At 59.7% G+C, this 25,866-nt stretch carries 17 protein-coding genes and 1 riboswitch; of the genes, 8 read left to right on the plus strand and 9 right to left on the minus strand.

Going from position 1 to position 25,866, the window contains the following annotated elements:
• From GMO_RS08870 to GMO_RS08880, 3 genes are all read right to left on the minus strand, one after another.
• Positions 1–635 (minus strand): ABC transporter substrate-binding protein (locus GMO_RS08870; protein ID WP_050801451.1); only part of this gene is annotated, 635 nt, incomplete at its 3' end.
• Between the two features lie 37 nt (positions 636–672).
• On the minus strand, positions 673–2,661 hold the full coding sequence (locus tag GMO_RS08875; RefSeq protein ID WP_008852036.1) for a TonB-dependent receptor plug domain-containing protein: 1,989 nt from the start codon (positions 2,659–2,661) through the stop codon (positions 673–675).
• Positions 2,662–2,767: 106 nt separating this feature from the next.
• A riboswitch (cobalamin riboswitch) is annotated at positions 2,768–2,978 on the minus strand.
• Positions 2,979–2,980: 2 nt separating this feature from the next.
• On the minus strand, positions 2,981–3,160 hold the full coding sequence (locus tag GMO_RS08880) for a hypothetical protein (RefSeq protein ID WP_008852038.1): 180 nt from the start codon (positions 3,158–3,160) through the stop codon (positions 2,981–2,983).
• Positions 3,161–3,309: 149 nt separating this feature from the next.
• On the opposite strand from GMO_RS08880, the gene GMO_RS08885 reads away from it, so the two are divergent.
• From GMO_RS08885 to GMO_RS08900, 4 genes are all read left to right on the plus strand, one after another.
• The gene (locus tag GMO_RS08885) at positions 3,310–3,816 is read left to right on the plus strand and encodes a DUF892 family protein (protein ID WP_008852039.1); all 507 of its coding nucleotides are present in this window, start codon (positions 3,310–3,312) and stop codon (positions 3,814–3,816) included.
• 55 nt (positions 3,817–3,871) lie between these two features.
• Positions 3,872–5,113, plus strand: coding sequence for a metallophosphoesterase family protein (locus GMO_RS08890; RefSeq protein WP_008852040.1), 1,242 nt, complete (start codon positions 3,872–3,874; stop codon positions 5,111–5,113).
• Positions 5,113–8,532: a YhaN family protein gene (locus GMO_RS08895; RefSeq protein WP_008852041.1), complete on the plus strand. Its 3,420-nt coding sequence runs from the start codon at positions 5,113–5,115 to the stop codon at positions 8,530–8,532. The genes GMO_RS08890 and GMO_RS08895 overlap by 1 nt, the downstream gene beginning before the upstream one ends.
• 205 nt (positions 8,533–8,737) lie before the next feature.
• On the plus strand, positions 8,738–9,601 hold the full coding sequence (locus GMO_RS08900; protein WP_008852043.1) for a helix-turn-helix domain-containing protein: 864 nt from the start codon (positions 8,738–8,740) through the stop codon (positions 9,599–9,601).
• A 24-nt stretch (positions 9,602–9,625) separates the two neighbouring features.
• Here the strand turns inward: GMO_RS08900 and rfaE1 are convergent, their stop codons facing one another.
• The 5 genes from rfaE1 to flgE form a co-directional block, all read right to left on the minus strand.
• The gene (gene rfaE1, locus GMO_RS08905) at positions 9,626–11,065 is read right to left on the minus strand and encodes a D-glycero-beta-D-manno-heptose-7-phosphate kinase (protein WP_008852044.1); all 1,440 of its coding nucleotides are present in this window, start codon (positions 11,063–11,065) and stop codon (positions 9,626–9,628) included.
• 119 nt (positions 11,066–11,184) lie between these two features.
• On the minus strand, positions 11,185–13,056 hold the full coding sequence (gene htpG, locus GMO_RS08910) for a molecular chaperone HtpG (RefSeq protein WP_008852045.1): 1,872 nt from the start codon (positions 13,054–13,056) through the stop codon (positions 11,185–11,187).
• A gap of 72 nt (positions 13,057–13,128) precedes the next feature.
• The gene (locus tag GMO_RS08915) at positions 13,129–14,202 is read right to left on the minus strand and encodes a flagellin (protein WP_008852046.1); all 1,074 of its coding nucleotides are present in this window, start codon (positions 14,200–14,202) and stop codon (positions 13,129–13,131) included.
• A gap of 2 nt (positions 14,203–14,204) precedes the next feature.
• On the minus strand, positions 14,205–15,728 hold the full coding sequence (gene flgK / locus GMO_RS08920) for a flagellar hook-associated protein FlgK (RefSeq protein ID WP_008852047.1): 1,524 nt from the start codon (positions 15,726–15,728) through the stop codon (positions 14,205–14,207).
• 25 nt (positions 15,729–15,753) lie between these two features.
• Positions 15,754–17,040, minus strand: a complete 1,287-nt coding sequence (gene flgE / locus GMO_RS08925; protein WP_008852048.1) for a flagellar hook protein FlgE — start codon at positions 17,038–17,040, stop codon at positions 15,754–15,756.
• A 281-nt stretch (positions 17,041–17,321) separates the two neighbouring features.
• Between flgE and GMO_RS08930 the strand changes: the two genes are divergently transcribed.
• Positions 17,322–18,650 (plus strand): MATE family efflux transporter, encoded by a 1,329-nt coding sequence (locus GMO_RS08930; protein ID WP_050801454.1) that lies wholly within the window; start codon positions 17,322–17,324, stop codon positions 18,648–18,650.
• 335 nt (positions 18,651–18,985) lie between these two features.
• Entirely contained in the window at positions 18,986–21,952 is a 2,967-nt protein-coding gene (locus GMO_RS08935; RefSeq protein ID WP_008852051.1) for a TonB-dependent receptor domain-containing protein, read from the plus strand.
• 250 nt (positions 21,953–22,202) lie between these two features.
• On the opposite strand, the gene GMO_RS08940 is transcribed toward GMO_RS08935, so the two are convergent.
• Positions 22,203–24,122, minus strand: a complete 1,920-nt coding sequence (locus GMO_RS08940; RefSeq protein ID WP_008852052.1) for an alpha/beta hydrolase family protein — start codon at positions 24,120–24,122, stop codon at positions 22,203–22,205.
• A gap of 150 nt (positions 24,123–24,272) precedes the next feature.
• On the opposite strand from GMO_RS08940, the gene GMO_RS08945 reads away from it, so the two are divergent.
• Together GMO_RS08945 and GMO_RS08950 are read left to right on the plus strand one after the other, a co-directional pair.
• On the plus strand, positions 24,273–24,869 hold the full coding sequence (locus tag GMO_RS08945; RefSeq protein ID WP_040508979.1) for a DedA family protein: 597 nt from the start codon (positions 24,273–24,275) through the stop codon (positions 24,867–24,869).
• A 19-nt stretch (positions 24,870–24,888) separates the two neighbouring features.
• Positions 24,889–25,860, plus strand: a complete 972-nt coding sequence (locus GMO_RS08950) for an SDR family oxidoreductase (protein WP_008852054.1) — start codon at positions 24,889–24,891, stop codon at positions 25,858–25,860.
• The last annotated feature ends 6 nt before the right edge of the window (positions 25,861–25,866 follow it).

Consider the following 25,866-nt stretch of genomic DNA (forward strand, 5'->3'; position numbering starts at 1 on the left):
GGCCCTTCGGAAATCAGGGCCGTGACGACAAGATCCGGAGAGCGGGCGACAAGCTGTTCGAGCGGCATGGTTCCGTCCGCGCGCTGGGACGCGAGGGGATGAAATCCTGACAGGGTCAGAAGATCCTGCATCAGGCCTGTGCCCTCATCGGTCATGTTGGCCCCGATGACCGCCACGCTCAGGATCTTTTCAGGATGCGCCGGATGAAGCGTGGCCAGCCGCGCCTCGAACGCCTGAATGAGACGCTCACCGCGATCCTGTTCGTGAATGGCGCGGGCGACCGTACGGATCTGGGTGGGGATATCCTTCAGGCCCGTCACGCCGGAAAGCTGGACGAGTGGAACATGCAGCGCGTCAGTGACGAGCGAGACAGTGGGCTTGCGCCATGTTCCGTCAAACACGACGGTCGGATGGGCGGTGATGAGGTCCTCCCCGCCCGCCCGCTGGATGGGAAAGCCCCGTGCTTTCCGGCACAGGACAGATTCCGCACAATCTGTCGCCAACGGACTGAGACCGGCAATATCAGCCGGGTCCGCCAGCTCCAGCAGGAGCTGGTCCGTGCAGAGGTTCAGCGATATGAAACGGGGATGCGCCGCCCGGGCGGAAACGGTCAGAAGCACCGCCGCGAGCATCATGGGGACGCCAGAAGCCACCCGTTTCAGCACTGTTGCCTTACAGCCCAAATGTTACGCCACCATAAAAAGACCGACCGGGCTGGAGGTAACCCACGGGATTTTCATAATAGCGGTTCCCGAGATTGTCTCCACGGGCAAAGAGCGTGACGAAACTGGCCAACTTGTATTCGACCGCGACATTCACCGTCACGTAGTCATGGGCGATGACGGAACTGATGTCATAACGATCGTAATCATGCCAGCCGCTGACATAGAGCAGGCTTGGCGTCACGGTCAGGCGCTTGGTCGGCGTCCAGACGATGCTGGCGGTCGCCTTGTGGCGCGGACGCCGGGTCAGGGCGGCCCCCGTCGCCCTGTTCGTGGCCACGGTCCAGGTATAGGTGCCGCGCAGGTCGACATCCTTGCGCAGACGGTAATCCACGAATGCTTCCACACCATGTGTCTGAGCGCGGGCGACGTTTACATAAGTATAGTTATAACCGGACAGTCCGGTGTCGATCAGGTTGCGGACATGATTTCCGTAATAATTCGCGCCGAATGTCAGACGGCCATCCAGAAGACGTTCCTCGAACCCGGCGTCAAACCCGATCAGGCGTTCCGCCCGGAGTTTCGGGTTGGCGAGGAAGTAATAGGCCGGATAGCTGACGAAAAGCTGATTGAGGGACGGGCCGTGGAAGCCGGTGCCGCCACTGGCTTTCAGCGTCAGGCCCGTACCGGGAATCTTGACGGCCGGAGCAACGCGCCAGGTGACATAGTCACCGTAGCGGGAGTTGTTATCATAGCGGATATTGGCCGAACCGAACAGGATGTCATGCCAGTGACCTTCCAGCTGTCCCCATGCGGCGTGGGTCGTCGTCTGGGCATCGATCGGCGTCATGATGCGTTCGCGGATATAATCGTAACCCACGAGGAAAGACCCGTTGTGACCCAGATGGGTCAGGCCCTGCCAGTCCACTTTCAGGCGGTCACCACGGTTGGAAGCGATCTCCGGATCGCCTGCCGTGATGTCATGGCGGCGATAGGTGATGTATCCGACGCCCAGCGTCTGTTCGAATACGCCCTGAAAGGATTTCAGATGGGCTGTTCCCCGCAGGATGGCCTGCTTGAGGTCACTTTCGTTCTGCTGATTGGTGGGGAGTTCGGGATAGATGCTGTAATCATCCGCTGCATATTCGTAATCGGACTGTGTCAGGTGGGCCGTGAACCCCAGATCGAAGTTGTCCGTCACGTCATAGCCGAGACGGACATTGGCCGTCCGGTTGTCATTCCGGTTCGAGGCGACGTCGTGGTCCTTCACCTTGTCACGCAGGTTCCTTGGAATGGCCTGATAGTCCCCGACGTGGTTATGGGAAACTTCCACCATGTAATGGAAACGGTTCACGGACCCTGACAGTCCGGCCGTCTGGTTCTTGGTGGAATAGCTTCCCCCTTCCAGACGCACGAACCCGTGCAGGGGGCCCTGCCCCTGCTTCGTCGTCATGTCGATCACGCCGCCCATCGCATCCGCGCCATACAGGCCGCTCTGCGGCCCGCGCAGGATTTCCACCCGTGCCAGACCGTCCGTCAGGAACTGTGCAGGATCAAAAGCGCCACCGGGCGTCGAGGGATCGTTGATGTCCATGCCATCAAGCCGGACCTTCACCTCGTTCGAGTTGATGCCCCGCATGAAAATGGAGCCTGTTCCCCCCGGGCCACCTGTCCGCACCATGTTGAGGCCGGGCTGACGGACCAGAAGGTCTGACAGGTCACGCCGTTGCAGCACTTCGATGTCCCGCTGCGTGATCACCGTGACCTGCGATCCCACCTGGCTGACATCGTGCGGGATACGATCGGCCGTGACCGTGACCGTTTCGGGGGCGGTTGTGCTTGCAGACCGGGTGGTGACGTGCTGGTGCACCGGTTTTCTGGCCCGGGCGGGAGTAGTCTGGGTGGAGGCGGTCTGGTCCGGAGCTGTCTGGTCCTGCGCCATGGCAGGAACAGCCACCATCATGCTGGACCCAAGAAGCACAAGGGAAATACGGGACATGGAGTCTTCTGACCTCGTCAAACACGACGTTGTCCTCAGAAAAACAGACGTCACCCCGGCAACGGGTCGGTCTGGCGTTCCGGCACACCCCGGCCGGCCCGTCTTTCGGACAACTCCTGCGACGGCAGGTCTCCTGGCTCGTACCGGGTCAGCGCCCCCTTCCCAGCAGAAAAACAGTCTGCCAGTGGTTTTATGGCCCTGACGATCCTCCATCCCTGTGGATGGCGATACTTACAGTTGCGGGGGCAGCCGCAGCATTTCACTGCGTTCCCTTTTTAAGTCCGCTGGTCACGGACACCGTCAGGCCCGTCATGAACCTTCATGCCATGATGATGTCAATCAAATTTGAAGGATTGTGACCTGTCCGACACACCCCCAGTGTCCTGAAAGCACCCTGCCTGACATGATCCGCCAGACTGTCCGTCAGGGCTGCCAGCCGGATTTCATCTGCCGGGTCCAGACGCTGCGCCTGGACACAATATGCCGTGCCAATGTCCAATGACCTTCCTGACTCCAGCGGCCTGTCCGGCCCTCCCTCCTGACGCAGTCGCGTTCCCTGTTCCGGATATTCCTGCCGTTGCGGCGCTCTCTTGCGCCTGACAAAAGGATATGGACAATTGAGGCGCACCGGGACGGAAGAGGGAAACCATGGGCGGCAAAGCGAAATCCACGGAGCGGACAGCCTTGGATGTTTATGTTGACTGTCTGCGGGGTCATCTCGCCATCGAGACGAGGGCCGTTGAAAACGCCCTGTCCGACCTGCCTGCCTGCGAACAGCAGGCGCGCCTGAGCGCGCGGCTGGAGCAGGATCTGACCATGGGCCGCAGCCATGTCAACGAAATCACGATCATCCTTGCCCGCCATGGCCATCATCCGCCTGTCCCGCATGAGACCGTATCTTCTGTCCTCAGCACCGTTTCCAGCTTCCTGCATGGCGGAGACGACGACGACATTCTCCAGAGAACGCTTAAAACCGTAGGCTACAGGGCGCATCAACTGGCTTCCTTCGAAACACTGATCCGTCTTGCCTCCCGTCTGGGCTTTGCGGAGGACGTGAAGATCCTCACCTGCCTGCGGGACGAGGAAATCACGTCTGCCGACTGGCTTGGCGCCAATCTCACCAGCATCATCGACGATTATATCGACGCGCTCTGAGCCGTCGTCACGGGGAAGGATTGGCCCCTTCCCTGAGGAAGGGTAGGATAGATGCATGTCCTGCTTCCGTTTTCTTCATGCTGCCGACATCCATCTTGATAGTCCTCTCCGGGGTCTGGGCCGATACGAAGGCCTTCCGGTAGACGAAATCCGGGGGGCAACCCGCCGGGCCCTGGACCGGCTGGTTGAAACCGCACTGGAACGGGACGTGGCCTTCGTCATCCTTGCAGGGGATCTGTATGACGGGACATGGCAGGATGTCGGGACCGGCCTGTACATGCTCCGCGCCCTCAGCCGGCTGGCACAGGCGGGTATTCGCGTCATCACGCTTTCCGGCAACCATGACGCGCAGTCCGTCATCGCGCGGGAGCTACCCCTGCCCGAGGGGATCGACCACTTCCCCTATGATCACCCGCGCACCATCGTGCTGGAAGGCCTGAAGGTAGCGCTCCATGGACAGAGCTTCCGGGACCGGCACGTCAAAAAGGACATGACGGCCGCCTATCCCGCGCCTCTTCCCGGATACTTCAACATCGGCGTGCTCCACACGTCTCTCTCCGGTTATGGGGAGCATGAAACCTACGCACCCTGCTCCATCGAGGCACTTTCGGCAAAAGGTTATGATTACTGGGCACTCGGTCATGTCCATGCCCGGCAGACCGTCTGCGAGCATCCATGGGTCGTGTTCCCGGGTGTTCTCCAGGGGCGTCATGCCCGCGAGACCGGGCCGTGCGGCGCCATGATGGTGGCCGTGGAAGACCGGGCTGTCCGGAGTGTCGATTTCGTGGAATGCGATGTGGTGCGCTGGGAGCATCTGACGCTGCCGCTGGACGTCGTGGAGGACATGGACGGGCTGACGGTGCTTCTTCGCCGGAAGATGGAGGCATTGCAGGATCAGGCGGCAGGACGGACCGTCGTGGTGCGTGTGATCCTGACGGGACGTACGGCCCTGCATGACCGCTTATGCGCCTCCGTCCAGTGGCATGACGAGATCCGTGGTATTGCCATTTCCCTCAGCGGGAGTGCTGGCCAGATCGCTGTCGAAAAAATCATGGACCGGACATCACCCCTGCGCCGCCCGGCGGATCAGGCGAATACAGAGGAACTGGACGCGGCGCTGGAGGGTCTTCTCTCCGATCCGGAATTCCTGGACGGCCTGCCCGAGGCATTCGAAACTTTCCTGTCCGCCCTGCCCGCCTGTGTGGAGCGGGACAGTCTGCTGGATGGCGATGGCAAATGGCCGCTTGAACAGGCAAAGACGGCCCTGCGCGCGCGCCTCCTGGGAGACATTGCCTGATGCGTTTCGAACGGCTGGATCTTCTGCGGTATGGCGGCTTTCAGGACCGGAGCCTGACGTTCCCGAACGGGAAACAGGACCTTCATATCCTCTACGGAGACAACGAGGCGGGAAAATCGACTACCCTTGCAGCCATCCGGGACTTCCTGTTTGGCTTTCCCCATCATGTCGGAGCGGACTGGGTGACGGCGGGACCGCTTCTACGGATCGGTGGCTGTCTGGAGCGTGACGGTACGGTTCTGTCCGGCATCCGCAGGCGGGGCCGCAACCAGACATTCTATATGCCCGATGACGAGACGGCGGCTGATGACGCCCTGCTGCGGAACTGGCTCGGCAATCTGGACGCGAAGGGATTCGAAGCGGGCTGGGCCCTCGATCATACACGCCTGCGAAATGGCGGTGAGGAAATGCGCCGACTGAAGGATGATGCCGGACTGCAGATCCTTGCGGCCGGGCTGGGACTGGGTGGTGTCAGTGCGCTTTCGGCGGCCCTGGAAAAGGACATGAACGCCGAATGGCGCAAGGGGGGCAGCAAAAGCGCCATGGCGCTGGCGCGGCGCGAACTGACGGACCTGACGCGGGATCTCCGCGCTGATGCGATCACGCCCCGGGAACTGACCGATGCACAGAAAGCGGTCGCGGAGGCGGAAGCTGCCCGTCAGGCCTGCGAGAACGACTACCAGACCCTGAGCGCGCAACTGCGCGACAATGCGCGCCTGCGGACCATTGCCGTTCCCTACCGGCAGCTTGTCACGCTGGAAGCCGAACTGGCAGCCTATCCGGTGCCGGATGTGACGCTGGAAGAGTGCGCCCGGGCGGAAAACACCCTTAAGGCCATCCGGGAGGAAGAACTGGCCTGCCAGACTACTGCAGCCTGGCTCCGGACGGCTCTTGCCCAGATTGAAGAGCTTGGACCGGTTGCGCCGGTACTGGCGGAAAAAACCATTATCGCCAGACTGACCCAGGACGCCGTTGCACTGGCACAGGACCGCGACCGGAAGATGGACCGGCAGGAGCGTATCCGCCGTGACCGGATCTGGCTGGAGCAGTTCTGGTCACGGCACGGAAGTGCGCCCTGCGAACTGCCTGATGTCGCGGCACTCGAGCGTCTTCAGAAGGCGCTGGACCGGCGGGAGCAGCTGGTGGCTCGTATCCGCGACGTTCAGGCTCGTCTGATGGACGCGCAGCGCAATCTCGCCGCCTGTTCCCGATCTTCCGGGGAAGAGGACATCCGGCAGAACGAGGACCGGATCCGTCATCTGCGGCTCGGGATTGACTATGCACGGGCTCTGGGGCCGATCGACAGGACCGTTGATGACCGCCGGGCCGAGCTTGAAGCCGCGATACACCGTCTGGACACGGCGTTTCTCCAGCTTGCCCCCTGGACACCGCCCGGACCTGCTGCGGCGCAGGCACTGGAGGGCATGGCGCTCCCGCCCCGGCGGCAGGTCGAGGAAACTGGGCAGCTCTGGAAGACGCAGGAAGACAGGCAGCGTCAGGCGCAGGATACCGTTCACGCAGCACGGCATGAGTCCGCGCGGCTGAAAGAGGAACAGTGCCGGCTGGAACAGGACGGTCAGGCCGTCTCACGCGAGCAGCTTCTTCAGGCCCGGCAGAACCGGGACAGTGCATGGGAAGGTCTGCAAGATACCCTGCGGACCGGGCATGTTCCTGCATTGCCCGTGCTGGAGGCGTTCGAAGTGCTTGTCCGGGAAGCCGACACACTGGCGGACCGCCGTCATGCCCATGCTGAGCTGTCAGGGCGGCTGAATGACCTGAAGGCCCGCATCCGGGAACAGGATCTTCTCGCCGCGCAGGCGCTGGATACGGCAGAGATGGCCGAAACCGGACTGACGGCCCTGCGGACCGACTGGAACGCGCATCTTCAGGCCCTAGGCACCCCCCTGCTCCCACCTGTGGTCCTGCTGGACTGGATGGACAGGCGCGACAGCGTGCTTGCCCTCATCCAGAGCATCCAGAGCCTGAAAAACAGCCTGCGGGATGAAGAACGGCGCCGGGCAGAAGCGATGGCGCTGCTGGAACCTTTCACGGGTGCTCTTCCCCATGCATCCCTCTCCTTCTGGATGAACCATGCCATAACGCTTCTGGGAGAACAGGAGGCCCAGCTGAAGGCCCTGCGCGAAAAGCAGGACCAGCAGGGACGTCTGCGGGACGAGATCGGAACTGAAACCGCGCGTCTTTCGGCCATGCAGGACGAACAGGCCATCTGGGAAGAGGACTGGAAAGCTGTCTGTACGGACACACGCTATCCGGGGCAGGCCACGCGGGCGGATCTCGAAGACATCCGGGAAGCCCGCACGCTTCAGATCCGTCTTCCCAAGGAAGAGGCGGAATTTGCGGACATCGAACAGCGCGCCGCCCGGTTTGACAGCACGTTGACCCCGCTTCTCGAACGCTATGGCCAGCCTTCTCTGGAAGCGCTCTGCGCGCTGCTGGAACAGGCCCGGGAGGCCGAACAGCGCCGGCAGACCCTGCGCGAGACGGAAGCGGGTCACCGGAAGGACCTGGAAGAGCGTCAGGTGCGCCTTTCAGCCCTCCAGGCCGATCTCTCCACCCTTCATCAGCGTCTGTGCAAAACGGAAGACGATGATTTCAGTGCCTGTCTCGCGCAGGCCCGCGCCCGGGCAGAGCGCCTTCAGCAATGCGAGCACTTCCGGACGGCCATCCTTCAGGCCGGTAACGGGCGGTCTCTCGAGACCCTGCGTCAGGAAGCGGCACAGTCGGACGTGGAGACGCTGGAACATGATTACAACCGTCTGGAAAGTCAGGCCAAAGACCTGAATGATCGCCGCTCCGAGACCGACCGGGTCCTCTGGGAAGCGCGGCAGGCGCTCTCTGCCCTGGTAAACCGGAAGGGCGCGCATGAAACGGCGGAACGCATCCAGACGGTGGAAGCGGAACTGACGGACCATGCCAGCCGGTATGTTTCCCTCCGGCTCCAGCATCTGCTCCTGCGCCGCCTTGTTGAAGACAGGCGACAGAAAGCGCATGGCCCCCTGCTGGCGCGGGCTGGCGCCCTGTTTTCCCGCCTGACGCTGAACCATTATGCCGGGCTGGCCATGGACGATGACGGCGGCGACAGTCTGCTGCTGGCCGGACGTCTGCCCGGGGACCGGGCACTCGTCCCTGTCCATGCCATGAGTGAAGGCACGCGGGACCAGCTTTACCTTGCCCTGCGTCTGGCATCCGTGGAGCAGGCGCTGGATCGCGGCATCAGGCTTCCCTTCCTGGCGGATGACCTGTTCATCACGTTCGATGACAGGAGGACGGCGGCCGGATTACGGATCCTTGCGGAACTTTCGGAGAAAACACAGGTTCTTTTCTTTACACATCATACCCGGATCAGCAAACAGGCGAGAGAATTGTCCATTTCGTCAAAATCGGAACAAATACTGTGAAAATTAATTTATGACCCTGAAAGGGTCTATTTCATCAGAAACAAACAAACTCTGTTTTCTGTGACACAATAAAAAATAAATAATATCTATTTATATTGCCCTGTGTCTTGCCTATGTCTTTGTCGAAATCTTCCAATAACGTCTGGGAAATATCTTCGGGTATTTTCCTGCCCGGCTTTCCGGCCCATGAGTTCACGGTCTCACCATGACTGACATGCCTTCCGAAGACCTGTCTGCACACCGCATCATCCCACTGGCCACGCTGGCTGGTCAGCCACGGGGCCTGAGCCCGCTTGTCAGCAGGTTCGAAGCCTTTCCGCGTGGAGACATGAAAGCGGCTTTCGGGCGTGGACAGGCCGTCTGTCTGATGACCGAAAACACGGGTGGACGGCTGTTTCTCGATGCGGCACAGCTTGCCGATTTTCAGCAGCAGCTGGCCGATGAGCGGCAGGATAGAGACGCTGATCCGGACAGTCCGGAGTTCTTTCTCCTGACCGTTATCCGCAGCGCGCTCCTGCGCCATCTGCCGGTTCTGAGCGGATTGCCGACTGTTTCTTTCCCGACGGAAGCCGGCCCCGGCACATTCCTGCTGATGACGGCGAGGTTGATGGAACAGGGCAAGCTGTCGGACAGTCTCGTCCAGACACGTCAGCGCCTGTTCCAGCATATGACAGACCTGCTGATGACCACGCTTCTGGATGCGCTGGATCTGGAGGTCAGCGTCGCGGGACGGCGACGTCATCGTCAGAAGCATATCCGCCATTATATCGAGGCCCGCCTTCATGAACCGGACCTCACACCGCAGACCATTGCCAGTGCTTACGGCATTTCGGCCCGGGCCCTTTATCAGCTTTTTGATGGTGAGCCCGGTGCGGTTGCGGGTTGGATCCTGAACAGGCGTCTGGAACGCATCCATGCCGATCTGACGGACCCTGCCCATGATGCCCTGACCATCGCAGATATTGCCCTGCGGCATGGTTTCCGGAACGCCGCCCATTTCTCGCGGCGCTTCAGGCAGAAATTCGGGGTCTCGCCCCGTGATATCCGGCAGAAACGCCTGTCCGCCTGATCCTGTGTCGACCGGGAGCAGAGGTCAGGCCGGCGTTTTCCGTGTTTCACTGACAAGGCGCGTGGTGGACTGCCCGGCGACCAATTGCGCCAGAACCACGCGACCGCCCCTCGCCTTCACGACGTCCGCTCCCACAACCTGATCTTCCGTATAGTCAGCCCCTTTCACCAAGACATCGGGCTGAAGGGCGCGAATGGTTTCAAGCGGGGTCTCTTCATCGAACAGGACGACCAGATCCACCTGACGCAGCGCTCCCATGACGGTTGCGCGGGCCTGTTCGGACTGGATGGGACGCGAGGGTCCTTTCAGGTGTGAAACCGAGCGATCCGTATTCAGCGCCACGATCAGCCTGTCGCCCTCACGGGCGGCGGCCTGAATGAGCGCGACATGCCCCGGATGAAGCAGGTCGAAACAGCCATTGGTGAAGACGACCTTCGCGCCATGACGATGCCAGTCTTCCACGATGCGTACGGCCTGCTGCAACGGCACAAGCGCGCCGGATTCCGGAATTTCCTGAAGCAGTTCGCGAGTCAGCTCTTCCCGGGAGACGACGGCCGTTCCGAGTTTGCTGACAGAAATGGAGGCTGCGGCCGTGGCGATAACCACAGCTGTTTCAAGCGGCTGACCGGCCGACAGCACGGCTGCCACCGTCGCCACAACAGTATCCCCCGCACCAGACACATCGAAGACTTCCGTCCTGCGGGTCGCGACATGTGTGGCGTTTCCGGTCCTGCGCCAGAGTGTCATGCCGTCTTCGGAACGGGTCACGAGCACATCACCCCCAAACTGTCCGGACAGTGTCTCCGCAACCTGGAGCACTTCGGCATCCGTCCGGACGGGAAGGCCACTGGCCTGTTCCGCCTCCAGCCGGTTGGGGGTGATGAGCGTCGCCCCGCGATAGGCTTCGAAAGTTGGGCGCTTGGGATCGACAATGACTGGAATACCGCGTGCCCGCCCGGCAGCAATCACGGCTTTCAGGACGTCATCATCCAGTACGCCCTTGGCATAATCCGAGCAGACGACAACATCGGATTCCACAATGGCTTCTTCCGCGGCGCGGATCAGGGCCTGACGGGTCTCTTTCTCTAAGGGGAGAATTTTTTCGACATCGATCCGGACGATCTGCTGGCGGCCACTGACGATGCGGGTCTTGGTGATAGTCGTCCAGTCCGGTGAAGACACGATCCCTTCCAGTCTGACTCCGCGCCTGTCCTGAAGGGCAGCACGAAGTTGCCGGGCGGCATCATCCTCACCCACAAGCCCGACAAGCCGGACTTCCGCGCCCAGAGCCGCTGCATTAACAGCCACATTGGCCGCTCCGCCGGGCACAAGCCGGAAATCGTCATGCAGGACGACAGGAACCGGGGCCTCCGGTGAAATCCGGCTGACGCTCCCGGAAATATACTGATCCAGCAGCAGGTCTCCGATGACCGTCACACGTCCAAAGCGGAAATCATCGATCACGACCTGTCTTTCTCCGGCGTTGCTACAGGAATGGCGTTTTCATTTTCGCAGGAGAGCACAATAAAGAAAAGGCGGGGCAAGAACCCCGCCTTTTTTGCAAGATGCCGAAGCCTCTTCTGTCAGCCTGCGGTGGAACCGGCCAGCAGACCAGCCAGAATGCGGGCGAAGCCGGTCGGATCAGGCAGCGGCTCGCCTTCCTGGACACGGGCGAGATCCAGCAGAACCTGCGCATGGTCCTTGATGCTTTCGCCCTTGGCCACACGCTCCGCCAGCGCACGGATCAGCGGATGGCGCGGATTGATTTCCAGAATAGGCGGCATCGGTGGGAGGGCCTGACCCGAGCGGCGCATCAGGCGCTGCATGGCGAGGTCGGGGCCCCCTTCGGACGTAATGACCACTGCGCTTCCCGTCAGGCGGACCGTGCTGCGGACATCCTTGACTTCATCGCCTAGGGCTTCCTTCAGAGCCGGAACGAGTTTCTCGACATCAGCCGGTTGGCTCTTGTCCTCGTTCTCGGCTTCGAACTTCTCCAGATCCCCATGGGAGTGGGTCACGGAACGCAGGGTCTTTTCCTTGTAGGTCCCGAGCCGCTCCGGCCAGAAACCGTCAACCGGATCGGAAAGCAGCAGGACTTCTAGACCACGGGCGCGGAAGCCTTCCAGCTGTGCGGATGCCTTCAGGGCGTCCAGGTTGTCACCCGTCAGGTAATAGATGACATCCTGTCCGTCTTTCATCCGGGAAATATAGTCATCCAGCGTCGTCAGGTCGTCACCATGTGTGGAATGAAAACGGGCAAAACCAGCGATTTCCTGCCGGTGTTCGCTGTCTTCCCACAGGCCTTCCTTGATGACGGCGCCAAAGTTTTCCCAGAAGGAATTGAATCCGGCGTCTGCTTCTTTCGCACGGTTCCTGATCTCGCTGAGCACCCGTTTCGTCACGGCCTTGCGGATACGGGCCAACACCGGCGTCGCCTGCAACATTTCACGCGAGACGTTCAGCGGGAGGTCTTCCGTATCAACCACACCCTGCACGAAACGCATCCAGCTCGGGACCAGATCGGCTTCATCCGTGATAAACATGCGACGGACGTGGAGATGGATCTTGCTCTCGCGAGACTGTTCCATGAAGTCGAACGGACGCGTGCTGGGCAGGAACAGCAGGGCCGTGAATTCAGTCGTGCCTTCCGCATGCCAGTGCATCGTGGCGTAAGGCTCATCAAACGCATGTGCGATGTGACGATAGAATTCCGTGTATTGTTCGGGCGTGATTTCCGACTTCGGCTTCCGCCACAAGGCCGTTCCCTCATTGGCGGATTTGTCTTCAATCGTACCATCTTCCTTCGTTTCACGCAGAGTGATGGGCCAGGAAATATGATCGGCCCATTTCCGGATGATGGATTGCAGGCGCCAGCTGTCCAGGAATTCCGTCGCGTCGTCCTTCATGTGAAGGACAATGTCAGTTCCCGGTGTGGAACGGGAGGCGGGAGCAATGGTGAAGGAACCCTTGCCATCTGAAGACCAGGTCCAGGCCTCGTCCGTGCCGGCCTTGCGGGATGTAACGTCCACACGATCCGCCACCATGAATGCGGCATAGAATCCCACACCGAACTGGCCGATGAGGCTGGGACGTTCTTCCGGCTTTGCCGCCGTCAGTTTCTCGCCAAACGCCTTGGTGCCAGAACGGGCGATCGTTCCGAGATTCTGGGCCAGTTCATCATGGGACATGCCCAGACCGTCATCGGAAATGATGAGATCCTTGTCCGCCTTGTCCGGCGTGATGCGGATAGATGCATTTTCCGGCAGGGCCAGCGCCGGGTCCGTCAGGGCTTCAAAGCGCCTCTTGTCCGTCGCATCGGCGGCATTGGCCACCAGTTCACGCAGGAAGATCTCACGGTCTGAATAAAGGGCGTGAACCACAAGGTCCAGCAGGCGACCGACCTCGGCGCTGAACTCATGCTTTTCAGCTGGTTTTTGGTTTTCCGTTTCGCTCATTGTCTTGTCCGCCTCCTCGTTAAAGAAATTAATGAGGATATGCGTCCTGAAAATCCTCTTTTCAACATCTGCTCAGAGGTAACTGGCCAGTGTCATGCTCTTCATGTCGGCAATAATGGAGTAAGAAGCCTGTAACTGGTTGTTGGTATCGGTAAACTGGGTCGAGACCTGCGCCAGATCGGCGTCTTTCGTATTGCCCAACTGTGTCGTCAGGGCACTGCTCATCTGGCTCAGAAGGGAGCTGTGTGTCGTCAGGGAATCCTGCTGTACACCCATGACACCACTCATATCCGCAAGGCTTGAGGTGACATTCTGGGTAGAAGTCTGGAGATCCTGGATTATGTCCGTGTAATCCCTGCTTCCTGTATCGGTAGTGCCCAACGAGGCTACCATCATCAGGTTCCTGACGAGATCCCGGACCGGAGAGCCGGTGGAGAGTGCTGAAGCTGCCTCTCCCTGCGTGGCCACCAGCCCAACGGAGACTGTCTCGTTCTGGCCCATCACGATCTTCTGGTTCTCATTGGCAGCGGATACGGGATCAGTCGAAAGGGATGCGGAAAACGGGCTATCCGGTTTGGTGTTTGCGGCGCATGTGGTGGCTTGGCTCAGAACAGCGGAAGCATCTTTCGTGCCAAGCTGTGAGACGGCATTCTCAACCTGAGTGTAAAGGTCCGAACCCTCCAGGTTTTCGCTGACAGGAGCAACAGAGGATTGCTGTCCGGCGAAGACGTATGTGTCCCCCTGCTGTGTATTCAGGAGGCCCGTCAGTGTGGAGAGGGCATTTTTTGCCTGTGCCGATGCCGTGACGACGGATTGTGTGCTGATGGATGAGGTGCTGCTCAGGACGCCAAGCGTTGAGGTCAGGTCAGAGGCAATGTCTGAAATCTGGCTCAGGGCCGTCTGGGTGGAGGTCAGTTTGTTCTGGGCCGCGGTGACATTACCGCTCCAGGAGGAAATCCGGGTAATGGCAGGCTGAAGCGCCAGAGCCTGTGTGCGGGCTGAACCGAGACCGGCATAGCTGTCAGCCGTCACACCCGTTGATGTCTGACCCTGAAGGCTGCTCTGGGATTTGGTCAGGGTCTGGAGCCCCAGCAGCATCTGGCCTGACAGACCACCGAAACCGAAAGAAGAAACTGTTCCCGTCATCGTCAGGTTCCAATCGCATTGAGGAAAGCCGAGAACATGGTCTGGACGGTCGATATGACCTTGGCATTCGCGGAATAGGCATTCTGCAACGTGACGATGTTCGCCATTTCCGTATCAACGGAAACGGAAGACGTTTCGGACAGGCCGGAGGACAGGCTGCTCTGTGACGTCTGGGCATAGGAGAGGTCGGTACTGGCGTTACTGGCCGTTGCCGCCTGGTTGGCGGTGAGAGTTGTTGCCAAAGAAACCAGCCCCTGATTTCCGCTGTAACCCGTTACCAGCGTCCCACTCATCCCGAGACCCGAAGTGGGAGAGGCGGGCTGGGACGTCCCGTCTGCCAGTGTCGTTCCGAAGGAATATTTCAGGACGTTCTGGACGGTATCCGTATCGGCGCTGTTGCCGTCAACGAGGAGAGACGGGTCATTCGTATAGGTGGAAGAGACCGTGATATCCTGTGATAAACCGATGCTTCCATCGGGGCTCAGTGTTGTCTGGGACGTGCCTGGCACCTGATCGGAAGATATCGTGAAAAGACTCATGCCCTGTGCCTGGAAACGGCTGGCGACGGTGGAGGAAAAGGCGTCCAGCTGGGCCTGCATCGTGGGCAGGGTCGTATCCCGAAGGGTGATGTTCGCACCCAGCGTTCCGCCTGTCAGATGGCTGGTGATGTCCTTGCCGTTCAGGGTGATGCCGGAAATGCTGTTGGCGTCTCCGTTACCGGGATAGACGCTGCTGGCTGAGATCTGCATGCCGGAGGTGGAGAGCGGCCAGTCTGAGGAAATTGTGGGTCCGCTGGCGGAGGACGTGTCCCGGGTGGGGAGGGTCATGCCATCGGCCGTGGAAATCGACATGTCTCCGCTGGATGTCACGGACCAGTTGACCGAGAGTTCACTGGACAGGGAAGAAAGGGCCGTGAAACGCTGGTTTTCCAGACTGGCCGTGTCTGCATCCTGACTTTTCAAGGTCATGATGCGCGTGGAGAGAGTGCCGATCGTCGTCAGATCGGTGTTGATGTCCGAAATGGAGGAGACAATCCCATCCTGTGCGGTCTGGCGCTGCTGCTGGTAGGTATCGGCAAGGGTGTGGACAGAGTCACAGAAACTGGACGCATCCGAGAGGACGGTGTTCTGGGCGGAGGCGCTGGTAGGTATGGCGGTGAGGGCTGTCAGCGAGGACTGGAGATTGCCCAGCAGGTCGGGCAGGGTACCGCTGCTGCCGGAAGATGCGCTCGTCGATCCCTGAAGGGCCGTGATGGCGGAGAGGGCCGTCTGTGTCGTGCTGTACGAGGCCACATCCGCATTCTGGCTGTACAGGGCTTTCTGAAGCTGCTCGCTGGTGGCCAGCGTGGTGGCTGCGACACGAACCCCGGAACCCGTATTGCCCGCCACCGTAGACTGGACGTTCGCGACTTCCCTGATGTAGCCGGCCGTTCCGGAATTGGATACATTGTTGGAGGCCACGTTCATGGCGTTCTGAACGGCATTCAGACCGGATGCCGCGATAGACAGTGCGCTGTTCAGTCCCACGAAGCGGATTTCCTGTTCGGTTGTCTTACTGGATCATCGCCAGTGTGGTCTGGAGAAGCTGATCGGCCGTAGTGACGACCTTGGTGTTCGCCCCGTAGGCCTGCTGCGCGACGATCAGTTTGCTGAGATCGCTTGTCAGGTCCGTCGTGGATTCCTCGACGGAGCCTGTGGTGAGGGTGCCGGCGCCATTGGTGTTGACGGCGCTGACCTGTGGGGAGCCCGAGCTGGATGTCGCCGTGTAGGCCTGCCCGTTCTGGGCGGCGAGACCATTCGCATCCGAGAAGGTGGCCAGCGGGACCTTGGCTACGAGCTGTGACAGGCCATTGTCGAAATTCGCCATGACGGATCCATCCGACTGCATGGAGATGCCGGTATAGGTTCCACTGGTCACGCTGTCTGTCGTCATGGTCGGATCGATCGTAACGTCCGAAGAGGATGTCGCGAGGTGGACGCCACTTGTGCTGCCGATCGTTCCCAGACTGACGGTCATGTCCTGTGGCGTACCGGTATAGGGTAATGTGGCGGAAGCGCCCTTGGCCTGCGAAGTTCCGTTGACGGAGATGATGGAGCCGTCGGAAGTGCTGAAGGAGACCGTTCCGAGCGTACTGCCGTCAGCATCGCTGGTGACAGTCCATGTTGTCTGGCTCTTGTCGGTATCCGACTGTGTCTGGGCGTCCTGCGTCCAGTTCAGTTTCAGGGGCGTCTGGGACGGATTGCCGCTGCTGTCATAGACGGTGGCGCTGGAAGTATTGGTCTGCCCGCTGCCGGAGGTGGTCCCAATGGCGGAGGACAGGGAGAGTGTGGTTGTTTTCGTCGGAGTGAAATTGACGTTGCTGACCTGGATGGGTTTCAGGTCGCTGCTCAGGGCACCGTTCGAGGAGGTGACGTTATATCCCTCCAGGTAATATCCGGATGTATTGACGAGATAGCCGTCTGTGTCTTTCGAGAAGTCACCATTCCTTGTGTAATACTGCTGGCTGCTGAACGTGGGATTGCCTGTAGTGCCCGTCCCGGATTTCTGCACCACATTGAAAAAACCATTCCCGGAAACGGCGAGAGCGAGGGAATTCGTGGAACTGACGACCGAACCCTGGGTGTCATTGTGCTGCCGGGTCGTGGCTTCCACGCTGTCGCTGAGGGAATTCCCGTCATTCGCCAACAGGTTGCTGGTTACGAAGTCCTCGAAACTGGTGGAACTGGCCTTGTAGCCGGTCGTGTCGCTGTTCGCGATGTTGTTCGAAAGGTCGGTGAAGGCGTGGGACTGGGAGTTCAGGCCACTGACGGCGGTATTGAGGGAATTGATGATCGACATGACGGACTCCGCGGCGGGCTCAGATGTCGGGCCATGCGCCCGAGCAGGGATCAGGAGCGTGAGGATTCCACAGGAACCGTTAATAAAGTCCTTACACCCCTGTCCCCGCGGCAACGGAGACTGACAGCGGGGACGGAGCAAAAATACCGGCTGGCACTGGCTCTCCGGATGGATACCGGGCACTATGCGGGGACATGCCAGCGCCTTGTGATGATTCCGCCTCGCCAGCCATTCCCGACGACTCCCCGGTCAGACCGGCAAGATTCGTTCATGGCAGCATCATGCGACATGTCATCACCATGGCCGGAACAGGCGCCATCGGCCTGATGGCCGTGTTCGCGGTCGATCTGCTGAATTATGGGTACATTTCCCATCTTCATGATCCGACGCTGACGGCCGGCATTGCGTTTGCGACGTCCCTGAGTTTCGTGCAGGTCGCTGTTTCCATTGGTCTGACGATCGGACTCGGAGCCTGTACAGGACGTCTGATCGGGGCGCGGGATCATGCTGAAGCGCGGCGGCTGGCCTCTGCTTTCATCGCTATCATGGTGGGGGTGACGGCTGTTCTGGGGTTGTTGACGGCCACGTTTGCAACGCCGCTTCTCGGGCTTCTGGGCGCGCAGGGTGGCGCGCAGATGCAGGCTGCGACCTTCCTGCATATTGTTTCGCCCGCCTTGCCGCTTGTCTGCCTCGGCATGGCGCTCTCGGCGCTGCTACGGGCTGTGGGGGATGCGAAACGTTCCATGCGGGTGACCCTGACAGGCGCGGTGGTGGCAGCCTGTCTCGACCCGATCATGATTTTCGGTCTACATCTTGGTCTTGAAGGGGCGGCGATCAGCACCGTCCTGTCCCGCTGTGCCATTACGGGCAGCGGTTTTCTGAACCTGCGGGGCCATGCGATGCTGCAATGGCCTGAACGGTCTGCCTTTCGTCCGGCCCTGCGGAAAATCGGCTGCATCGCTCTGCCAGCTATCGCCACCAATCTTGCCACGCCGACGGGCGCACTGTTTGTCACACATGCCATGTCCCGGTTCGGGCTGGACGCCATTTCCGGGCAGGCGACGATTGACCGGATTGTTCCGGTGGCTTTTTCCCTTGTTTTTGCCCTGACCGGTTCTGTCGGGCCGATCATGGCCCAGAATCTGGGCGCCCGGCAGATCGGGCGGGTGCAGGAAACACTGCTGGCGGCGCTGAAGCTGACCGTGCTGTGCGTGACGGTGACATGGATCATTCTGGCTGCCGGGCATAATGTGGTGCTGCATGTCTTCCCGGTTCATGGCGTGGGTGTGGATGTCGTGCGGCTGTTCTGCTGCTGGCTGGTCCTGAGTTACATGTTCGTCGGACTGCTGTTCGTGGCGAACACGGCGTTCAACAATCTTGGCCATCCGCTTTATTCCACCGCGTTCAACTGGGGGCGGGCAACGCTGGGCACCATTCCATTCGTCTGGATCGGGTCGGCTTATGGGCCGGTGGGGATTCTGGTGGGACAGTCGCTGGGGGTGGTGCTGTTCGGATCGCTGGCGGTGCTGACAGCTTTTGGCGTCGTCCGGAAGCTTGAGCCTGAACTTCTGGAATCGGAACATTCCGCAGAGGCAGAGCCGACGTCCTGAAACGGGCATTTTCCGCAATCGTGAATTTCATTGTTCTACCGGTCTGAAATCCGATCCAGATAAAAATGACTCCGGCGCTCAGAAAAAAGGCCGGATGGAATCCAATTACAAATGTTACATTCAGTCGCGTATCAAGATGAAATGTCCAAGAAACGTTTCAGATAAATTCATATATAATCCAGAATGAAACCAAGTTTCTGTAACTGTATTACTTTTATGTTGTTTTGAACACAGTTCGTTTTTCTGTTTTGGTTTGATGATGTTCTTCGTGGACAGATCTGGTTTTTAAACACATCTTTTCCGGGCAAGAGAAATTCCTTCATTTCGAGGCCCATATGGCTTTTTATCGCAAACGGGCGCTCCTTTTCTGTGCGTCGGTTCTGGCAACAGGACTGGCAACGGATGCTGGAGCGCAGACAGTTTCCGGCACAGATACGACCCAGCGTACGACCCGGCATCACACCACGCCCCGTAACAGGTCCGTTTCGTCTGCCCGGAAAACCACATCTCCGGTCTCCTCACAGCCTGTCCGTGCCACGGCGACAGCGCCGGCCGTTACGGCTCCGGCCCGCAGAACAGTGGCAAGTGCGGATACATTCCGTTCCATCGAGGGCCGAAACGCGGAAAGCGTTGTGGTGACGGGTTCGGCTCTGAGCACGTCCAACAATGCCAATGCGAACCCGGTTCAGGTCGTGACCAGCAAGCAGATCGAGCAGACCGGCGCCACGACACTGGGAGACTTCCTGCAGCGTCTGCCTTCCATCGGGTCGTCGGGTACGACGAACAGCCAGACAAACGGCACCGGGGGCCTGTCCTGCACGGATATCCGCAATCTTGGCCAGAGCCGTGTGCTGGTGCTTGTTGATGGCAAGCGCGCCGCCATCAATGGCGAAGGCAGCTGCTTTGACATGAACACCATCAACGTTCACCAGGTGGCGAGCGTTGAAATCCTGAAGGATGGTGGTTCCGAGCTTTATGGTGCGGATGCGGTCTCCGGCGTCATCAACATCAAGCTCAAGCACAACCTGAACGATGCCAACATCACCATCCGTGGTGGCATCACCGACCGTGGCGACGGCGAGACAGGCATGATTTCCGGTTACAAGGGCTGGAACTTCGATCATGGCAGGGGCAACGTCACGGTTGCCGGTTCCTACATGACGCAGTCCGGTATCATGCAGCGCAACCGGGCTTGGGCCAATCCGGTTCAGTCCAATGATCCGTCTTCCGCTTCAGAGGTTGCTTTCGGTTCTTCCATTCCGACGGCTGGCCGGTTTCTGGGCCTGAACAGCAATGATGACTTCGTTGCGACAGGCAATGGCGGGGTCAAGAATTTCACAAGCGCCGACCGATATAACTACGGTGCAGACCAGTCCCTGACGAATTCCCTGCAGGATGCGACCCTGTCATTCGATGCCCATTACGACATCAATGACCATTTCACGCCTTACGCCAATTTCAACTACAGCCATCGCGACTCCTCCACCACGATGGCACCGGAACCGGTTGAAGGCAGTATCTATCCTTCAACCCTGCCGACCACGCTGGAGATCCCTGCCAACGATCCTTACAATACGACTGGTGAGGATCTGGCCATGTATAAACGCATGTCGGAGTGGGGAAACCGGCGGACTGAAACGGCTTCCGATACTTATACCGGGATTGCCGGTGTGAAGGGGCTTATCACGCATGGCTGGAAATATGACCTGTCCTATACCTATGGTTGGAACCAGGTCATGAGCCAGATGTCTGGCATTGGAAATTATGAGAAGCTTCTGGAAACTTATGGACTGGAGCAGGCCGAACCTGGAAATTCCGACAGTGCGCTGATCTACAATCCCTCTGTCTGCAACGCGGCGGCCGGCTGTGTTCTTTCCAACCCGTTCGAGAAACTGTCTTCGGCGGCGGCGGCGTATTCGAACTATACCAGTCACGATCATTATTATTACCAGCTGCGGGATCTGAACCTGCGCATCAACAACAACCATGTCGCGCACATGCCGTGGAAAAACGGTGGCGATCTGGGTATTGCGCTGGGCATGGAACATCGTGGCGAGCAGCTTTCCTATTCGCCTGATCCGCTGGTGGCGGCTGGCGAAACGTTGACGAACTCCGCGTCCTACACGGGCGGTGGCTTCAACGTGACGGAGGGATATCTGGAAGGTAAAGCCACTCTCCTGAAGGATGCGTTCCTCGCCAAGGATCTGACACTCGACGCGCAGGGCCGGTATTCGTCCTACAACACCTTCGGCGCCACCAAGAACTGGAAAGCCTCCATCAACTGGGCGCCGATCCGGGACATCCGCTTCCGCGCCACGCTGGGCACATCCTATCGTCAGCCGAACGTCTATGAGCTGTATGGCGGCCAGACGCTTGGTTACGCTTCAGCAACTGACCCCTGTGATTCCGTGCAGGCGGCGTCCTATGGCTCACTGTCGCCGATGGTTGCGGCGAACTGCGCCAAGGCGGGCATCAACACGAGCACGTTCAGTTCGGCATATTCGGGCCAGACGCCCACGCTTTCAGGCGGCAACAGCGCCCTGCGTCCGGAAACCGGCAAGACCTACACGATTGGTACGGTCATTACGCCACGCTGGATTCCGGGTCTGTCCGCTTCTGTCGAATACTGGCACTACACACTCAAGAACATGATTTCCGAACTGCCGACGCAGTATATCATGGACGAGTGCTACACGGGGGCGAACACGTCCTATTGTAGCGACATCACCCGTGTTTCCAGCACGGGACAGATCAACTCTGTGTCGGCGCTGTATGAAAATATCGGTGGCCTGAAGACGAGCGGTATCGATTTCGATCTCGATTACCGTATCCGTGTGACGCATCAGGATGTGCTGACCCTCAGCAACAACTTCCAGCAACTGGTCAGCTATCTTGAGCAGTATGAGCCGGGTGGCGCATGGTACAACTATGCCGGACGGATGCTGTATCAGTCGGGCTACGGTATGCCGCGAGTTCGTGATTATGCCACTGTCGGCTGGCAGCATGGCGCCTTCGGCATCACCTATATGATGCAGTATATCGGCGGTATGGTCTGGAATGACGGTACCAGTGACCTGACACGCGCCAATGGTTATGGTCGCACCAACACACCGGGCATTTTCTCCCATGATGTTACTGTATCGTATCGCTGGAAAGACTGGAATTTCCAGGGAGGTGTCAACAACCTGCTCGACAAGAAACCGCCTTTTGTCGCCAGTGCAACGGATAACAGTGCTGCCGCGCTCTACGGTAATCTTTATGAAGGACGTTATGTCTTCCTTCAGGCTGGTGTGAACTTCTGATCCAATCTTCTGTGCCGGACTTCATCCCCTGCAACGGTAACGTTGCAGGGGATGATCCTTTTCGGGGACAGAGGGGACCTGAGATGTTTCTGTCTCAGAAAACGGAACCGGTGTGTATTATTCCTGATACGTAGTATTTAGAATTTCAATTCTATTCCAAAATGGATTTGTTGGGGAACGCGGTTCAGATGGGATTGATTTTCCAGTACGGAACAGAACTTCCCTATTCTGTTTTTAATATGAAATGACTTCAGGGCCTAGATGCGGGCCGTCTGCCTGCGAAGATGTTCTGGTAAAAATGAAGTTCACGCAGCAGGGCATCCTCAATGGTAGCTGTTCCCCGGAAGCCGTGTGTTTCCTCCGGATAAACCTTCAGTTCGGAATGTTCGAGTTTTGTACGCATGGCTTCAGCCTGCGAGAGCGGAACGACCTTGTCTGCACCTCCATGCAGGAACAGGACGGGAACGCTGATCCTGTCCGCATGGGTGAGGGGAGAACGTTCGAGGTACACAGATTCGGCTTCCGGGTAGGGACCAATCAGACCGTCAAGGTAGCGTGCCTCGAATTTATGGGTTTCTTCCGCCAGGGCCCGCAGATCCGTGACACCATAGAGAGATGTTCCGGCGGTAAAGAGATCGGAACGGGCGAGGGCGCCCAGAACGGTCAGGCCTCCGGCGCTGCTACCCCGGATGACGCAGCGCGCCGGGTCGACCAGTCCACGCTCCACCACGGTCCTGACTCCGGCGAGGCAGTCCTCCACGTCGGCCACGCCCCACTGGCCGTCCAGTGCTTCGCGGTATTGCCGCCCAAATCCCGTTGAGCCCCGGTAGTTCACATCCAGAACGGCGAAACCACGCGACGTCCACCACTGCACCTTGAAAGCGAAAGCGGGATTAGCGCGTCCGGTCGGGCCACCATGGGCCATGACGACGAGCGGGGGTTTCTCGCCCGGGTTCAGGGAACTGGTGCTACTGGCAGGTGCATAGAACAGGGCATGGGCCTGTGTTCCGTCAGCGGTCGGGAAGGAGATGGGAACGGGAACCGAAATATCCGCTGCCGTGACTCCGGCAGGAAGAACAACACTGGGCCGGAAGCGCTGGACCGGCTTTCCGGGAAGGCCCAGTGCGAGGGCAGGAGGCTCATCAGGTGAGGCGTCGATCCAGGCGAAGCGGCCATCTGCCAGCGGTTGGGGCACGTTGACCGGCGAACCAAGAGACAGTTCATGCCATTTGCCGTTATCGAACATCAGCACATGACCGAGACCGTCCCGGATCCCCAGCGTCAGAAGCCGTCCGTCCCGCAGGGGCGCCATGGTCCGTTGTCCGAAAACCCAGTGCGGCAGTCCGATTTCCGCGCCGGCATCAGGCAGATAGCGGGCGTGCCAGCCGATGGGGGTGCGGCGGAAATGAACCGGCGTCCAACGCCCCTGCGCATCCAACGTGGCGTAAAGCGTTCCGTCAGGCGCCCAGCAGGGTTCGATGACGCTGGCGCGTTCACCGCCCGTCAGGTCCGTGACGTTCGCGGGCTTCAGGCCAGGGCGCAGGAGGGATGCCACGAGAAGACGGGTGGCCGTCCATGGCATGTCGGGGTCCTGCCAGGTGAACCACGCGAGGAATGCACCGTCGGGAGACGGGCGGGGAGCGGCGTAGAAGTCGTTTCCTTCCGCCAGCATGGTCTGGATGCCGGAGGATGCGATATGCACGATAGCTGCGACCGGGACGCCTTCGCCATGTGTCTCACGAACGCAGAAAACGCCGTCTCCGGCCGGGTCGAAGGCGAGATCGGCGTAGCGCTGTTCGGAGTCTGTCCCGGCCTGCGCCCACTGGACGGATGCGCCATGACGGCAGAACCAGATACCGCCGCTCCTGCGGTCGCTGAACACGACTTCAGGCGCACCGTCACGCAGGCGCACGTCCCATGCGCCGCCACCATATTCGTGAACGCGCGTTCCTACGGTATGGTCCACCGGCACCAGATCCGCGAATGTGCCGTCCGGAGCACGACCGGTGATGACGGAGCGGCCCTGTTCTTCCGGTCGTGTTTCCTGCCAGAAAATCCAGTTCCCGGCGGTCCGGAGTTCGGAGAAGGACAGGGTGCGTCCCGCTACAAGTTCAGGGCCGACCCATGACGGCCAGTTTCCAGCAGAAAAGGAAGAAGGCAGCTCGGTCATTTCTCATCCTGTGTCTAATGCCTTAGTATCGTAACCGGCGGCAGGATGTTCCGCCACATCTTGTACAGGATCAGGACACTGCTACATCTCACGCATATTCTCGATCAGCTGCTCAGGCAGTACGGCTATGGCGTGATTGGCGTCACGGTCATGTTCGAGAGCATGGGTCTTCCCCTGCCGGCGGAAAGTCTCATCATTGGCGCCTCCCTTTATGCCGGCAGTACGCATCACCTCGAAATCCGCTGGATTGCCCTCGCTGCCGTTCTGGGCGCGATCATGGGAGACAACATCGGTTATCTTCTGGGTCATCACTTCGGATACAGCATCCTCCAGAAACACGGCAAGAAGGTCGGTCTGACGGAAGAGCGCCTGATGCTGGGGCGGTATCTTTTTCGCAAACATGGCGGGATCGTCGTCTTTTTCGGGCGTTTCATCGCTGTCCTGCGCGTCTTTGTGGCCATTCTGGCGGGAGCGAACCGGATGCCCTGGCATTCGTTCCTGATATTCAATGCCATGGGAGGCATCTGCTGGGCCGGTGGCTATGCATTTGTCACCTATGAACTGGGACAGCAGATCGAGAAGATCAGCGGGCCCGTTGGCATTATCATGGCTGTGCTGGGCGTGTGCTGTCTGCTCGGGGCGTTTCTCTTCCTGAAAAAGAACGAGAAACGCCTGACCGAAGAAGCCATGAAACATGCGGAAGCCGAGGAAAAGAAAGATAATAGCCGGCAGAAAAAGCCGGCCTGAACACAAGAGGAAAGCCCTGATGACGCGCTCCACCACCCCGGCCTGGTCCATCACGGAACTCGAGCGTCTGGACGGGAAGACCGCTCTTGTGACGGGATCGACAGGCGGGCTCGGTTTTGAAACGGCTGTCGGGCTGGCACGACAGGGGGCGCAGATCCTCCTGACGGGCCGGAACCGCGAGAAGGGCCGGGCGGCTCTTAACCGGCTTTACGAGCGGGTACCAGGTGTGCAGGCTCGGTTCGAGGCTCTGGATCTGGCGTCCCTGAAATCAATTGCCGATTTTTCCGGTCAGCTCAGGGCGCATCATCAGACCATCCATCTTCTGGCCAATAATGCCGGGATCATGGGGCCGGCCTCCCGCATGACGACCAAGGATGGCTTCGAACTCCAGTTCGGGATCAACCATCTCGGGCATTTCGCCCTGACGGGACGGCTGCTTCCCCTGCTCGCGGCAGGTAACGCCACCATCATGACCGTGGCTTCGCTTGCGGCGCTGAACGGGGAACTGCCGTTCGGGGACCTGAATGCGCGCCATCGGTACAGCCCGATGACCCGCTATCGCCAGAGCAAGCTGTCTAATCTCCTTTTCGCACTTGAACTCGACCGCCGGGCCAGAAAGGCGCCTTGGCCCATTCATTCCCGCGCAGCCCATCCGGGCTGGGCAGCCAGTGACATCGTGGCCAATAACGGCAGTCTCGATCAGGGTGGAACAGCGCTGGGGCGGTTCGGACGGAAGATTGCCCGCGGTGTCGCCGGGCCGGTTTTTCATGCCATGGGTCAGAGCGTGGAAGAGGGTGCCTGGCCGCTGCTCTATGCTCTGGCCTCACCACACGCGGAGGATGGGGGATATTACGGTCCGGTCGGGCCAGGTGAACGGCGTGGACCGCCGGGCGTGGCCGGGCTTCCAGCGCTGGCCTATGACCGGAAACTGGCCGCCCGCCTGTGGGAGGTCTCGGAGCAGATGACGGGCGTGAAATACGGTCTGGTCTGAGGCCAG

The organism is Gluconobacter morbifer G707 (genome assembly GCF_000234355.1).
GTDB lineage: Bacteria > Pseudomonadota > Alphaproteobacteria > Acetobacterales > Acetobacteraceae > Gluconobacter > Gluconobacter morbifer.

Coding starts and splice junctions, on each gene's coding strand:
- GMO_RS08875 (WP_008852036.1), bottom strand. CDS start 2,661: ATGTCCCGTATTTCCCTTGTGCTTCTTGGGTCCAGCATGATGGTGGCT.
- GMO_RS08885 (WP_008852039.1), top strand. CDS start 3,310: ATGGGCGGCAAAGCGAAATCCACGGAGCGGACAGCCTTGGATGTTTAT.
- GMO_RS08890 (WP_008852040.1), top strand. CDS start 3,872: ATGTCCTGCTTCCGTTTTCTTCATGCTGCCGACATCCATCTTGATAGT.
- GMO_RS08895 (WP_008852041.1), top strand. CDS start 5,113: ATGCGTTTCGAACGGCTGGATCTTCTGCGGTATGGCGGCTTTCAGGAC.
- GMO_RS08900 (WP_008852043.1), top strand. CDS start 8,738: ATGACTGACATGCCTTCCGAAGACCTGTCTGCACACCGCATCATCCCA.
- htpG (WP_008852045.1), bottom strand. CDS start 13,056: ATGAGCGAAACGGAAAACCAAAAACCAGCTGAAAAGCATGAGTTCAGC.
- GMO_RS08915 (WP_008852046.1), bottom strand. CDS start 14,202: ATGACGGGAACAGTTTCTTCTTTCGGTTTCGGTGGTCTGTCAGGCCAG.
- flgE (WP_008852048.1), bottom strand. CDS start 17,040: ATGTCGATCATCAATTCCCTCAATACCGCCGTCAGTGGCCTGAACTCC.
- GMO_RS08930 (WP_050801454.1), top strand. CDS start 17,322: ATGCGACATGTCATCACCATGGCCGGAACAGGCGCCATCGGCCTGATG.
- GMO_RS08935 (WP_008852051.1), top strand. CDS start 18,986: ATGGCTTTTTATCGCAAACGGGCGCTCCTTTTCTGTGCGTCGGTTCTG.
- GMO_RS08940 (WP_008852052.1), bottom strand. CDS start 24,122: ATGACCGAGCTGCCTTCTTCCTTTTCTGCTGGAAACTGGCCGTCATGG.
- GMO_RS08945 (WP_040508979.1), top strand. CDS start 24,273: ATGTTCGAGAGCATGGGTCTTCCCCTGCCGGCGGAAAGTCTCATCATT.
- GMO_RS08950 (WP_008852054.1), top strand. CDS start 24,889: ATGACGCGCTCCACCACCCCGGCCTGGTCCATCACGGAACTCGAGCGT.